Raw genomic sequence first — 13,832 nt, 5'->3', positions numbered from 1 at the left:
GGGGTTAACTCCTCTGGGGGAAGATCGCAGCGCTGCTATAGGTCGCGCAGCCCTGCAGCGCCGTTTCGATGCGCAGCAACTGGTTGTACTTGCCAACCCGATCGGAGCGGCACAGCGAGCCGGTCTTGATCTGACCGGCGCAGGTCGCCACCGCCAGGTCGGCGATGGTGGCGTCCTCGGTCTCGCCGGAGCGGTGCGAGATCACCGCGCTGTAGCCGGCATCCTGGGCCATGCGAATGGCGTCGAAGGTCTCGCTGAGGCTGCCGATCTGGTTGAACTTGATCAGGATCGAGTTGCCGATGCCGCGCTCGATGCCTTCACGGAGGATCTTGCTGTTGGTGACGAACAGGTCGTCGCCGACCAGCTGCACCCGCCGGCCCAGCCGCTCGGTCAGCAGGGCCCAGCCGTCCCAGTCGCTCTCGTCCATGCCGTCCTCGATGGAGGCGATCGGGTAGCGCTGGCACAGGCCAGCCAGGTAATCGGCGAAGCCGGCGGCGTCGAAGCTCTTGCCTTCGCCGGCCAGCACATAGCGGCCGTCGCGGTAGAACTCCGAGGCAGCGCAGTCCAGGGCCAGACTGATGTCCTTGCCCAGTTCGTAGCCGGCGCGGCGCACTGCCTCGGCGATGACCTCCAGCGCCTGTTCGTTGGACGCCAGCGAGGGCGCGAAGCCGCCCTCGTCACCCACCGCCGTGCTCAGGCCGCGCTCGCCGAGCACCCGCTTGAGCGCATGGAACACCTCGGCGCCCATGCGCAGCGCTTCGGTGAAGGAGGCGGCACCGATCGGCTGGATCATGAATTCCTGGATGTCGACGTTGTTGTCGGCGTGCTCGCCGCCATTGATGATGTTCATCATCGGCACCGGCAGGCTGAACCGGCCCGGCTGACCATAGAGCGCCGCCAGGTGCTCGTACAGCGGCACCTGCAGCGCCGCCGCGGCCGCCTTGGCGGTGGCCAGCGAGACCGCGAGAATAGCGTTGGCGCCCAGCACGCTTTTGCTCTCGCTGCCGTCCAGGGCGATCATCGCCGCGTCGACCGCGCGCTGGTCCAGCGCATCCAGGCCCTGCACCCGGGCGCGGATCGGCCCATTCACATTGGCCACCGCGCGCAGCACGCCCTTGCCCAGGTAACGCTCGCCGCCGTCGCGCAGCTCCAGCGCCTCGCGGCTGCCGGTGGAGGCGCCGGACGGCACGCTGGCCACGCCCACGGCGCCGCCGGCCAGGGTCACCACGGCCTCCACGGTCGGATTGCCGCGCGAGTCGAGGATTTCGCAGGCCAGCACCTGCTGGATCAGGGTCATCTCAGTCATCACACTCGGCACCTTTGCAGTTGGTCGAAACATCTTCAGCGCTTGCCAGCGGCTGAAGCAGCTCACGCTGCTCGGCGTAGGCCTCGCGGAAATCGAAGTCCCGCGGCCACTCATCGTCGAGCGCCGGGATGACCGTCGTACGGTCGCTGTGGGTACTGGATCGGTTCACGGACAACTCCTCGATTAGCAAATGCGATCGCCCACGCGGATTACCCGCAGGCAGTTGGTGCCACCCTGGGCGTTGGCGTGATCGCCGCGCGAGATCAGCACGTGGTCGCCCTCGGCCACCACCCCGCGGCGCAGCAGCTCGTCGACCGCGCGGCCGTTGACCTCGGCGATCGGGTAGCTGTCGCTGTCGAACGGAATGGTCTGCACCCCGCGAAACAGGGCGACCCGGCTCTGGGTGCGCGGGTTGCAGGAATAGGCATAGATCGGCAGGTGCGAACGGATGCGCGACATCAGCCGCGGGGTGTCGCCACTCTCGGTCATGCAGATGATCGCCTTGACCCCGTGCAGGTGGTTGGCCGCGTACATTGCCGCCATGGCGATCGACTCGTCGATCTTGTGAAACTGCTCGTCCATGCGGTGCTTGGAGCGATGCGCCAGCGGGTGCTTCTCCGCCCCGACGATCACCCGGCGCATGGCCTCGACGGTCTCCACCGGATAGGCGCCGGCAGCGGTCTCGGCCGAGAGCATCACCGCGTCGGTGCCGTCGAGCACGGCGTTGGCCACGTCGAACACCTCGGCGCGGGTCGGCATGGACTGGCTGATCATCGACTCCATCATCTGGGTCGCGGTGATCACCACCCGGTTGAGGGTGCGCGCGCGCTCGATGATCATCTTCTGCACCGCCACCAGCTCGGCATCGCCGATCTCCACGCCCAGGTCGCCACGGGCCACCATGACCCCGTCGGAGGCTTCGATGATGGCGTCGAGCACCCCGAGGTCGTTGACCGTTTCGGCCCGCTCGATCTTGGCGATCAGCCCGGCCTCGCCGCCGGCCTCGCGCAACAGGCGGCGCGCCAGCTGGATGTCTCCGGCATCGCGGGGGAAGGACACCGCCAGGTAGTCGACCTGCATCTCGGCGGCGGTGCGGATGTCCGCGCGATCCTTATCGGTCAGGGCCGCCGCCGACAGGCCGCCGCCCTTGCGATTGATGCCTTTGTTGTTGGACAGCGGGCCACCGACCAGCACCTGGCAATGCAGGCGGCTCGCCTCCACCTCCAGCACCCGCAGCTCGATGCGCCCGTCATCCAGCAGGAGGATGTCGTCGGGACGGCTGTCGCTGATCAGGGCCTCGTAGTCGATGCCCACCGCCCGGGCGTCGCCGGCGTTCTTGTCCAGCCCGGCATCGAGGACGAAGGTCTGCCCCCGCTCCAGCTGCACCTTGCCGGCGGCGAAGCGGGCGATGCGTATCTTCGGCCCCTGCAGGTCGGCCAGCACCGCGACGAAGCGCCCATGCTTGCGCGCCATTTCCCGCACCAGCGCGGCCCGGGCGATGTGCTCCTGGGCGCTGCCGTGGGAGAAGTTCAGGCGCACCACATCCACGCCGGCCTGGACCAACGCCTCGATCGCCGCGGGACTTTCGGTGGCAGGTCCCAGGGTGGCCACGATCTTGGTTCTTCGGCGCATGGTTCAGGCTCCTCAACGATGGTTTGGACAGGGATAGGCAACGGCGCTGGCGACACCCCGCAAGGGCGCCACAGGCTGCGCAGACCCGGCGAATAAGTGGTTGCATTACAAAACAAGGCTATTGTTAGCCGACGCAAACACAACTATCAAGAGCAAATGTTGTAATAAAACAACATTTCATCGAAGACATTCGATTCAGGGCGCAATGCGCGATCGTCCAACGGCGGTCAGCGCGGTCGGAGCAGCAGCGAGTTCGTCATCGACGACGATGGGAGAGGCGAGCACCGCCCGCCCGCAAGGCACGGACCCTTGGAGCAGGCCGCGATTCTCGGGACAGGCTCAGTCCAGGCTGGCCTGCAGGCACAGCAGTGCCTCGTCACCCGGCGCCAGGCACAGGCTGTCGGGACCGCAGCTGGCGGCCTCGACACAGACGAAGCCGAGGGTTTCGTTCCAGCCGACATCGGTCAGCGGCCGGCTGCCGGGGTGCCAGACCACGCTGTTGGCGGCGCCGCTGGTGTCGATTGCCAGGCGCCGCTGCCAGGCCAGGTCCTGCAGCAGCAATGGGCCGCCGCGGCGAAAGATGCGGTGACAGCCGTCCTCGATGCGCAGCTCACCCTGCTGCTGGCAGTCCGAACGCGCCAGCAGGTCATAGCCCGCGGCGCCATCCAGGCCGAGCAGGGCGATGCGCGCCACATCACTGACCTGCCAGTAGGCGTGCAAGGCATGACTGAGCTGGCAGGCCTGAGTGTCCTGATGACGGGTGCTCAGGCGAAGCCGCATCCCCTCGCCCAGCTCGGCGCGCAGGGTTACCGTCCAGTCGCACAGCTCCAGCTGCCAGGTCAGGCGCATGCCCTGCTCGTCTGTTTCACTGGCCAGCAGCTGCCAGTCGCTCAGGCGCGCCCAGCCGTGGGATGGCCAGCCCGGCTCGGCCGGATGGCGGCCGAACCAGGGCCAGCACACCGGCACCCCGCCGCGAATCGCCCCGCCCTTGGGCCAGTGCCGGGCGCACCAGAGCCAGGGCCGCTGACCGCGCGGCTGGAAATGCAGCAGCTGGCCACCCTGGCGGCTGAAGGCCGCCTGAAAGCGTGAATGCTCGACCAACAGCAACTCATGGCGCTGATGGCTCACCCAGCGCTGCGGCTCGCCCTTGCCCGGCAGAAACAGGTCGGCCAGGGGGTGCGCCGGCGCCTCCCTCGGCGGCACTCTGGCGGCGTGCGGTCCGAAATCGGCTGCTGTGTGCATGTCCACTCCAGTTGCGATTGTTCTTTGCGGCGGCTGCCGGCGCGGGTCCGCACAGACGCGGCGCGAACCCGAGTCCGCGCCAGCCGGCCCGGTCAATGGGCCTTGAGCAGGGCGACCTTGGCCGCACGCTCCTGGGTCCGCATGGTGCCGAGTCTGCCCAGGCGCTCGCCGGTCTGCGCATCGAACAGCAGCACCTTGGCCGGATCGAACTGCAGGGTCAGGGTCTGCCCCTCGCGCGGCGCCGCATCCGGCGCCAGACGGCAGCAGACCTTGGTCTGGTTGAGCTCGACGAACACCAGGGTGTCCGGCCCGGTCGGCTCGGTGACCTGCACCTCGGCGCGAATCGACGACAGGTCGCCCTCGCCAGCCGCGGCCACGCCGATCTGCTCCGGACGAATGCCGAGGATCACCTCGCGTTGCTCGAGGCCCTCCTCCATCGCGCCCAGCGGCAGCTCGCAACGCGTCTGCCCGGCAGTTTCCAGCACGGCGTACAGCTGGCCGTCACGACGCTGTAGACGCAGAGGAATGAAGTTCATCGGCGGCGAGCCGATAAAGCTCGCGACGAACAGGTTGGCCGGGTCGTTGTAGATCTGCTGCGGGGTGCCGAACTGCTGGATGATGCCGTCCTTCATCACCGCCACCTTGTCGCCCAGGGTCATGGCCTCGATCTGGTCGTGGGTGACGTAGACCGTGGTGGTCTTCAGGCGCTGGTGCATCAGCTTGATCTCGGTGCGCATCTCCACCCGCAGCTTGGCATCGAGGTTGGACAGCGGCTCGTCGAACAGGTAGATCTTCGGCCGCCGCGCCAGCGCCCGGCCCATGGCCACCCGCTGCTGCTGGCCACCGGACAGCTGGCCCGGCTTGCGGCTCAGCAGGTGCTCGATCTGCAGCAGCTTGGCCACCCTTGAGACCTCCTCGTCGATCGCCGCCGGGGCCATCTTGCGTATCTTCAGGCCGAAGGCGATGTTGTCGCGCACCGTCATGGTCGGGTACAGCGCATAGGACTGGAAGACCATGGCGATGTCGCGGTCCTTGGGGCTCATGCCACTGATATCGGCGTCATCGACCAGGATGGCGCCGCCGCTGATGTCCTCCAGGCCGGCGATGCAGTTCATCAGGGTCGACTTGCCGCAGCCGGACGGGCCGACCAGGATCAGGAACTCGCCGGAGTCGATCGAGATCTCGATGTTCTTCAGGGTGTCCGGCAGGCCATGGCCGTAGGTCTTGTTGACGTTGCGTAGTTCGAGGGTTGCCATTGTTGTGTCCTCAACCTTTGACGGCGCCGGCAGTCAGCCCGCGCAGGAAATATTTGCCAGCCAGGATGTACACCACCAGGGTGGGCAGTCCGGCGATCATCGCCGCGGCCATGTCGACGTTGTATTCCTTGACCCCGGTGCTGGTATTGACCAGGTTGTTCAGGGCCACGGTGATCGGCTGGGTGTCGCCGCTGGCGAACACCACGCCGAACAGGAAGTCGTTCCAGATCTGGGTGAACTGCCAGATCAGGCAGACCATGATGATCGGCACCGACATCGGCAGCAGGATCCGCCCGAAGATGGTGAAGAAGCCGGCGCCATCCAGGCGCGCGGCGCGCACCAGGGCATCCGGAATGCTCACGTAGTAGTTGCGGAAGAACAGCGTGGTGAAGGCCAGGCCGTAGACCACGTGGATCAGCACCAGGCCGCTGGTGGTGTTGGCCAGGCCGAGCCGGCCGAGGGTGAAGGACGCCGGCAGCAGCACCACCTGGAACGGCAGGAAGCAGCCGAACAGCAGCAGACCGAAGAACAGCTGCGAGCCGCGAAAGCGCCACATGGCCAGCACATAGCCGTTCAACGCACCGAGCAGGGTCGAGATCAGCACCGCCGGCACGGTGATCTTCACCGAGTTCCAGAAGAACCCGCCGACGCTGTCCCAGGCCTTGACCCAGCCGATCGCGGTGATCACGTCCGGCCAGGACAGCAGGTTGCCGCTGCGGATGTCGTCGGGGCTCTTGAAGCTGGTCAGCAGCATCACCACCAGCGGCACCAGGTAGACCGCGCAGGCGCCCAACAGGGTCGCGTAGATCGCCAGCCGGCTCAGGCTCAGGGGAAATCGGCTAGTCATGGCGCTTGCCTCGCAGTTCGGAATACAGGTAGGGCACCAGGATCGCCAGCACCGCGCCGAGCATGAGCATCGCACTGGCGGCGCCGAGGCCCATCTGGCCGCGGGTGAAGGTATGGGCATACATGAACATCGCCGGCAGGTCGGAGGAGTAGCCGGGGCCGCCGGCGGTCATCGAGGCGACCAGGTCGAAGCTCTTGATCGCGATATGGGCGAGGATCATCAGCGCGCTGAAGAACACCGGGCCGAGGCTCGGCAGGACGATGCGCAGGTAGATGGTCGGCAGGCTGGCGCCATCGACCTGGGCGGCGCGCACGATCGACTGGTCGACCCCGCGCAGGCCGGCGAGGAACAGCGCCATGACGAAGCCCGAGGCCTGCCACACCGCGGCGATCACCAGGCAGTAGACGACCCGCTCCGGATCCACCAGCCAGTCGAAGCGAAAGCCCTCCCAGCCCCAGTCGCGGAGCATCTTGTCGATGCCCAGGCCGGGATTGAGCAGCCATTTCCAGGCGGTGCCGGTGACGATCATCGACAGCGCCATGGGATAGAGAAACACGGTGCGGATGAAGCCTTCGCGGCGGATGCGCTGGTCCAGCAGCACCGCCAGGAAGACCCCGATCACCAGGCTGATGCCGATGAACAGGCCACCGAACAGCAGCAGGTTCTTGCTCGCGACCCACCAGCGGTCGTTGTCCAGCAGGCGCTGGTACTGCTGCAGGCCGACCCACTTGTAGCTCGGCATGAAGCGCGAACCGGTGAACGACAGCAGGAAGGTCCAGAGGATATAGCCGTAGAAACCGACCGTGATGATCAGCATGCTCGGCGCCAGCACCAGCTTGGGCAGCCAGCGCTGCAGCGCATCCAGTGGCGAAGCCTTGGTAAAAACCGCGATTGAGCTCATAGCACGGGTCCATCACATCGAGGGTGAACAAACTCAGGCCGAGCGGTGCCTGCGGCGACGGTATGCACCGCGCCCGGCATGCTGCTCTTCCTGAAGATCGCCGCCGGCATGCCGGCGACGGGGAAACGCCCTACTGCACCGCCTCAATGGCGGCGGCCAGCTGCTGCGCCGCGACTTTGGGGTCGGCCTTGGGATCGTTGAAGAAGTTGGTCACCACGTCGAACACCGCCCCCTGCACGTAGCTGGAAGCGGCCATGCCGTGGGCCAGGCTCGGCTGCAGGCCGCCATTGGCGGCGGCGGCCTTGAAGTCGGCCATGGACTGCTGGGCGCAGGCGTCGAAACCACTCATGTCCTGATCCAGACGCACCGGGATCGAGCCCTTGTTCTGGTTGAACACGTTCTGGAACTCGGTGCCCATCACCGTGCGCGCCAGGTCTTCCTGGGCCTTGCGGTTGTCCGCATCGCCGAGCTTGAACATGGCCAGCGAATCGATGTTGAAGGCGAAGCTGCCCTGGGTGCCGGGGAACGGCAGGCACTGGTAGTCGCTGCCGGCCTGCTTGCCGGCGGCGCTCCACTCGCTCTTGGCCCAGTCGCCCATGATCTGCATGCCGGCCTTGCCGTTCATGACCATGGCGGTGGCGCTGTTCCAGTCGCGCCCGGCGGCGTTGGCATCGACGTAGCCATGCAGCTTCTGCAGGGCGGCGAACACCTCGACCATCTTCGCCCCGGTCAGCACCTCCCGGTCCAGGTCGACGAAGGCCTTGCGGTAGTCATCGGGCCCCAGCAGGCCGAGGGCCAGGTCCTCGAACACGGTGCTGTCCTGCCACGGCTGGCCGCCATGGGCCAGGGGCATGAAGCCGGCCGCCTTGAGCTTGTCGGCGGCGGCGAAGAACTCGTCGAGGGTGGTCGGCGGGGTCGCCCCGGCCTTGGCAAACACCTCGGGGTTGATCCACAGCCAGTTGACCCGGTGCACGTTGACCGGCACCGCCACGTAGTGGCCGCCGAACTGCATCACATCGATCACCTGGGGCGGCAGCAACTGGTCCCACTGCTGCGCCTTGGCCACGCCATCGAGCTTGGCCAGCAAGCCCAGCTCGCCCCACTCCTGGATGTCCGGACCCTTGATCTGTGCGGCAGCAGGCGGATTGCCGGACACCGCGCGGGTCTTCAGTACGGTCATGGCGGCCTCGCCACCACCGCCGGCCACGGCGAAGTCCTTCCAGGTGTGGCCCTGGTCTTCGACCAGCTTCTGCAGGGTGTCTACCGCGCGCTTTTCGCCGCCGGAGGTCCACCAGTGCAGGACTTCGACTTCACCGGCGAGGGCGCTCAGCGGCATCAGCGAGGTAAGGGAAACGGCGATTGCCAGGCGAGACATAAGCTTCATGAGAGGGTCCTTTATTGTTGTTTTATCGGGCAAGTCGTAGTGCTTGCTCTGCTTTCGAGTCTATCCAGGCGGCCCGGCGCAGCGGGTAACGAAGGGATGTGCAAGCGTCACCAAGCGGTTACAAAAGCCTGGCGACCACAGCTACAGGGCATTGCGCGGCAGCCACAGGGTCACCCGCAGGCCGCCCTCGCGCAGGTTGCGCAGGCTCAGCTCGCCACCGTGGCTGTGGGCGATGTTGCGCGCGATGCCCAGGCCCAGGCCATAGCCCTGCTGCTGGCCGGCCAGGCGGAAATGCGGCTCAAACACCTGTTCCAGACGCTGCTCGGGTACGCCCGGGCCCTCGTCGTCGACATGCAGGACGAAGGCGCCGGCGTCGTCCTCGACGTGCAGGTGGGCGCGCTCGCCATACTTCAGGGCGTTGTCGACCAGGTTGCCGATGCAGCGCTTGAGCGCCAGCGGCTTGCCCGAGTAAGGCGCCGATACCTGGCCATCGAGGGTAATCCGGCCGTTGCCGCCGGGCGCCAGGTAGGGCTCGACCACGCAGTGCAGCAGGTAGTTGAGGTCGACCGGCTCGATGTTCTCGTGGATATCGGTGTCCTTGACGCACTGCAGTGCACCCTTGACCAGCATCTCCAGCTCGTCCAGGTCGCGGCCGAACTTGGCCTGCAGCTCCTCGTCGTCGAGCAGTTCGACGCGCAGACGCAGGCGGGTGATGGGCGTGCGCAGGTCATGGGAGATGGCGCTGAACAGCTGGCTGCGCTCGCGCAGGTAGCGGCCGATGCGCTCGCGCATGCTGTTGAAGGCGCGGCTGACCTCGACCACCTCGCTGCCACCCGCCTCGGGCAGCGGCTCGGTCTCGCTGCCCAGCGACATTTCCCGCGCGGCCACCGCCAGACGCTTGAGCGGCCGGCTCTGCCAGTGCACCAGCACGCCGATGAACAGCAGCAGGAAGCTGCTGGTGAGGATGATGAACCACAGCTGCTGGGCCGGCAGGCCCGGCTGCTCCAGGCCGACATAGGGCTCGGGCATCAGCGAGGCCAGGTACAGCCACTCGTTCGGGGCGATCTGGATCTGGGTCACCAGCACCGGCGGATTCAGCGGCTCCAGACTCAGGGCATAGTGCGCCCAGGAACGCGGCAGCTGATCGAGGGCCAGCTCGCTGTTGAAGATGCGCAGGTCGTCCGGGCTGACGAACTGCACCGAGAGGTCGAGGTCGTTGCCCAGGCGCTCGTGCAGGGTCGCGTCCACCGCAGCGAGCACCGCGCGCTTGCGCGGGGTCTGCGGCAGCACTTGCATGCTCAATGGCTTGTTGTTGAGCGAGACGAAGAAGCGCGTGCCGCCCATGTTGCGCAGCTGGTCGAGGACCAGCGGCCGGTAGCCCAGGGGCAGCGAGCGGAAGTAGCCGACGCTGGCGGCCATCGACTGGGCCAGACTGCGCGCGCTGGTGACCAGGCCTTCCATCTGGCTGGCGCGCAGTTGCGAGACCCAGATCAGGCTGGACAGCGCCTGGGCCAGCAGCACCGCGAGCAGGGTCAGCAGCAGCATGCGCCCGAGCAGCGAACGCGGCACCAGGCGCAGCCGGCCCCCGCTAGACATGACTGTGCGGCATGACATTGGCCGCCAGCAGGTAGCCGCTGCCGCGCACGGTACGGATCAGCCGCGGCGGCTTGTCGGTATCACGCAGGCGCTGGCGCAGGCGGCTGACCGCCATGTCGACGATGCGCTCCAGCGGCATCACCTCGCGGCCACGGGTGGCATTGCCGATGGTGTCGCGGTCGAGGATCTGCTGCGGATGGTCGAGAAACAGCTTGAGCAGGGCGAAATCGGCGCCGGACAGGATCACCTCCTCGCCGTCGACGTGGAACAGCCGGTGGCTGACCATGTCCAGGCGCCAGTCGTCGAAGGCCAGCACCTCGCCGCCGCGCTCCTGGCTGAAATGGGCGCGGCGCAGCAGGGCCTTGATTCGCGCCAGCAGTTCGCGCGGGCTGAACGGCTTGCCCAGGTAATCGTCGGCGCCCAGCTCCAGGCCGATCACCCGGTCGGTTTCGTCGGAGCTGGCGGTGAGCATGATGATCGGCACCTGAGCCAGGCGCTGGTGCTGGCGCACCCAGCGGCACAGGCTGAAGCCGTCCTCGTCGGGCAGCATCACGTCGAGGATCACCAGATCGGCCGGCTCGGCCGCCAGGCTCTGGCGAAAGCCGGCGCCGTCTCCCACGGTACGCACCGTGAAGCCGGCGCGGCTCAGGTAGGTCTGCAGCAGTTCACGGATTTCCTGGTCGTCATCGACCAGCAGAATCGATTTTCCGGGCTGACTCATGGTCCGCCATCCTTCTTGTTATGTCGAAGAGTTCGCCCCGCGCAGCTTACACCTGGCCGTGCTCGAACGCCTGCTGCAGGGCCACGCCCGCGCCCATCAGCCCCGGATACTCGGCGGTGACCAGCCACACCGGGATGCCATCGAAATACTCGCTCATGCAGCCCTTGTCGCGCAGACAGCGAGCAAAACCGCTGGCCAGGAACAGCTCGGCGAAACGCGGCACCACCCCGCCGACGATGTACACCCCGCCCCGCGCGCCCAGGCTCAGTACATTGTTGCCGGCGGCGCGGCCCAGCCAGCAGCAGAACTGCTCGATCACCGCCAGCGCCACGGTATCGCCGGCCAGGGCCGCCGCCGTGACCTCGGCCGGCGAAGCCAGGTGCGGCTCATGGCCATCCAGCGCACAGATCGCCTGGTAGAGCGTGAGCAGACCGCCACCACTGAGCACATCCTCGGCGCGCACATGGCCGAGCTGGCGATACAGCTGCTGCCACAGCTCGGCCTCGCGCGGGCTGCCGATCGGCAGGTCGACATGGCCGCCTTCGCCGGGGAGCGCCAGCCAGCGGCCATCGGCCAGCGCCAGCAGGCTGCCGACGCCCAGGCCGGTGCCGGGGCCGATCACCACACAGGGCCGACCGGCCTCGGCTTCGCCCTCGCACACCACCCGCGTCTCGTCGTCACGCAGACGGGTCATGCCCAGGGCCATGGCGGTGAAATCGTTGACCAGCAGCAGCTCGCGTACCTGCAGCTCGCGGCAGAAGGCCGTACGGCTGATGCGCCAGTGGTTATTGGTGAAGCGGAATAGGTCGCCGCCGACCGGACCGGCGCAGGCCAGGCACACCGAATCCACCGCGCCGGGCGGCAGGCCCAGCTCGTCCAGGTAGGCGCGAATCGCCGCCTCGGGCCCCGGGTAATCGGCGGTGGCCAGCACCCGCACCGATTCCAGTTGCTGGTCGTGCCACAGCGCCAGGCGCGCGTTGGTGCCACCGATGTCGCCCACCAGTGCCAGTTTCACTTGCGCGACTCCAGGCTGGCGGTGAAGGCACTGGCGCCCTGCTCGGCCGAGCTGAAGGCCTGGCGCATGAAGGCGAACAGCTCGCGGCCGCAGCCTTCGGCATCGACCAGGTCGTCGACCGCCGGCACCCGCGCCACCAGTTCGGCCTCGTCCACCAGCAGCTGCAGCTCGCCCGTGGTGCCGTCGACGCGGACCGGGTCGCCGTCGCGCACCCGCGCCAGCGGCCCGCCATCGTAGGCCTCGGGACAGACGTGGATGGCCGCCGGGATCTTGCCGGAGGCGCCGGACATGCGCCCGTCGGTGACCAGCGCCACCTTGAAGCCGCGGTCCTGCAGCACGCCGAGGAAGGGGGTCATCTTGTGCAGCTCGGGCATGCCGTTGCTGCGCGGACCCTGGAAGCGCATCACCGCGACGAAGTCGCGCTCCAGCTCGCCGGCCTTGAAGGCATCGGCCAGCGCCTGCTGGTCGTGAAACACCCGCGCCGGCGCCTCGACCACCTGGTGTTCGGGAGCCACCGCCGAGACCTTCATCACCCCGCGCCCGAGGTTGCCCTGCATCACCCGCAGGCCGCCCTCGGCGGAGAAGGGCCGGGCCACCGGGCGCAGCACGCTCTCGTCGTGACTGCGCTGCGGGCCGTCGCGCCAGACCAGCCGGCCGTCCTCGAGGAAGGGTTCGCGGGTGTAGCGCGACAGGCCATGGCCGGCCACGGTGTTGACGTCCTCGTGCAGCAGGCCGGCCTCGAGCAGCTCGCGGATCAACAACGCCATGCCGCCGGCGGCCTGGAAGTGGTTGATGTCGGCCTTGCCGTTGGGATAGACGTGGGCCAGGGTCGGGGTCACCGCCGACAGGTCGGCCATGTCCTGCCAGGTCAGCTGGATGCCGGCCGCCTGGGCGATCGCCGGCATGTGCAGGGTGTGATTGGTCGAGCCGCCGGTGGCGCTGAGAGCGACGATCGAGTTGACCAGGCAGCGCTCGTCGACGATCTCGCCCAGCGGCATGAACTGGCCACTCTGCCGGGTCAGGCGGGTGACCTGATGGGCCGCCTCGCGAGTCAGGGCCTCGCGCAGCGGCGTGTTCGGATTGACGAAGGAGGCACCCGGCAGGTGCAGGCCCATCACCTCCATCAGCAGCTGGTTGGTGTTGGCGGTGCCATAGAAGGTGCAGGTGCCGGGGCTGTGGTAGGCGGCCATCTCGGCCTCGAGCAGCTCGTCGCGGCTGGCCTTGCCCTCGGCGTAGCGCTGGCGCACATCGGCCTTCTCCTTGTTCGACAGCCCCGATGGCATCGGCCCGGCCGGGACGAACAGGGTCGGCAGGTGGCCAAAACGCAGGGCGCCCATCAGCAGGCCGGGAACGATCTTGTCGCAGATGCCGAGAAACAGCGCGGCATCAAACATGTTGTGCGACAGCGCCACCGCGGTGGACATGGCGATCACCTCGCGGCTGGCGATGCCCAGCTCCATGCCCGGCTCACCCTGGGTCACCCCGTCGCACATGGCCGGCACGCCGCCGGCGAACTGGCCGACCGAGCCGACCTCGCGCAGCGCCTGCTTGAGCTGCTCGGGGTAGTGCTCGTAGGGCTGATGCGCCGAGAGCATGTCGTTGTAGGCGGACACGATCGCCACGTTGGCTGCGTCCATCAGGCGCAGGGTCTGCTTGTCGCCGCTGCCGCAGCCGGCCACGCCGTGGGCGAAGTTGGCGCACTGCAGCTTGCCGCGCTGCGGGCCGTCGCTGGCGGCCGCACGGATCATCGCCAGGTAGCGCTCGCGGGTGGCACGGCTGCGGGCGATCAGACGGTCGGTTACCTCAAGAACGCGGGGATGCATGTGATGGACTCCAGGCTAACGCAGGATAGCTTTTGATATTTACAACGAAATACTGCCACTCAATCCGCTTGATTTCTAGATATTTGCAGATAATCTTGTAATTCCAACA

Annotated in this window: 12 protein-coding genes; all 12 read right to left on the bottom strand. The window is 67.5% G+C overall.

The window, feature by feature from the left end; genetic code table 11:
* Window positions 1-4: 4 nt before the first annotated feature.
* Window positions 5-1,297 carry a phosphopyruvate hydratase gene (eno, locus tag AB5S05_RS09145; protein ID WP_369287226.1) on the bottom strand — a complete coding sequence of 431 codons (1,293 nt, stop codon included), beginning with the start codon at window positions 1,295-1,297 and terminating at the stop codon, window positions 5-7.
* Between the two features lies 1 nt (window position 1,298).
* Complete coding sequence (locus tag AB5S05_RS09140) at window positions 1,299-1,475, bottom strand: hypothetical protein (RefSeq protein WP_369287191.1); 177 nt, start codon at window positions 1,473-1,475, stop codon at window positions 1,299-1,301.
* A 14-nt stretch (window positions 1,476-1,489) separates the two neighbouring features.
* On the bottom strand, window positions 1,490-2,938 hold the full coding sequence (gene pyk, locus AB5S05_RS09135; RefSeq protein ID WP_369287190.1) for a pyruvate kinase: 1,449 nt from the start codon (window positions 2,936-2,938) through the stop codon (window positions 1,490-1,492).
* A 339-nt stretch (window positions 2,939-3,277) separates the two neighbouring features.
* Window positions 3,278-4,180 carry a D-hexose-6-phosphate mutarotase gene (locus AB5S05_RS09130; protein WP_369287189.1) on the bottom strand — a complete coding sequence of 301 codons (903 nt, stop codon included), beginning with the start codon at window positions 4,178-4,180 and terminating at the stop codon, window positions 3,278-3,280.
* A gap of 92 nt (window positions 4,181-4,272) precedes the next feature.
* A complete protein-coding gene (locus AB5S05_RS09125; protein WP_369287188.1) occupies window positions 4,273-5,436 on the bottom strand; it encodes an ABC transporter ATP-binding protein in 1,164 nt (387 codons plus the stop codon).
* A gap of 10 nt (window positions 5,437-5,446) precedes the next feature.
* On the bottom strand, window positions 5,447-6,283 hold the full coding sequence (locus tag AB5S05_RS09120; protein ID WP_369287187.1) for a carbohydrate ABC transporter permease: 837 nt from the start codon (window positions 6,281-6,283) through the stop codon (window positions 5,447-5,449).
* Window positions 6,276-7,184, bottom strand: a complete 909-nt coding sequence (locus AB5S05_RS09115) for a carbohydrate ABC transporter permease (protein WP_369287186.1) — start codon at window positions 7,182-7,184, stop codon at window positions 6,276-6,278. Before AB5S05_RS09115 ends, AB5S05_RS09120 begins: the two co-directional genes overlap by 8 nt.
* 130 nt (window positions 7,185-7,314) lie before the next feature.
* Window positions 7,315-8,568 (bottom strand): ABC transporter substrate-binding protein, encoded by a 1,254-nt coding sequence (locus tag AB5S05_RS09110; RefSeq protein ID WP_369287185.1) that lies wholly within the window; start codon window positions 8,566-8,568, stop codon window positions 7,315-7,317.
* Between the two features lie 141 nt (window positions 8,569-8,709).
* Complete coding sequence (locus AB5S05_RS09105) at window positions 8,710-10,164, bottom strand: ATP-binding protein (RefSeq protein ID WP_369287184.1); 1,455 nt, start codon at window positions 10,162-10,164, stop codon at window positions 8,710-8,712.
* The gene (locus tag AB5S05_RS09100; RefSeq protein ID WP_369287183.1) at window positions 10,157-10,885 is read right to left on the bottom strand and encodes a response regulator; all 729 of its coding nucleotides are present in this window, start codon (window positions 10,883-10,885) and stop codon (window positions 10,157-10,159) included. The genes AB5S05_RS09105 and AB5S05_RS09100 overlap by 8 nt, the downstream gene beginning before the upstream one ends.
* A gap of 46 nt (window positions 10,886-10,931) precedes the next feature.
* A complete protein-coding gene (locus AB5S05_RS09095) occupies window positions 10,932-11,900 on the bottom strand; it encodes a glucokinase (RefSeq protein WP_369287182.1) in 969 nt (322 codons plus the stop codon).
* Window positions 11,897-13,723: a phosphogluconate dehydratase gene (edd, locus tag AB5S05_RS09090; RefSeq protein ID WP_369287181.1), complete on the bottom strand. Its 1,827-nt coding sequence runs from the start codon at window positions 13,721-13,723 to the stop codon at window positions 11,897-11,899. The genes AB5S05_RS09095 and edd overlap by 4 nt, the downstream gene beginning before the upstream one ends.
* Between the last annotated feature and the right edge of the window lie 109 nt (window positions 13,724-13,832).

Source organism: Pseudomonas zhanjiangensis (assembly GCF_041027545.1).
Taxonomy (GTDB): Bacteria; Pseudomonadota; Gammaproteobacteria; order Pseudomonadales; family Pseudomonadaceae; genus Aquipseudomonas; species Aquipseudomonas zhanjiangensis.
Note: the sequence above shows the minus strand (reverse complement) of the source record. Positions and strands in the feature narration are given on the sequence as shown.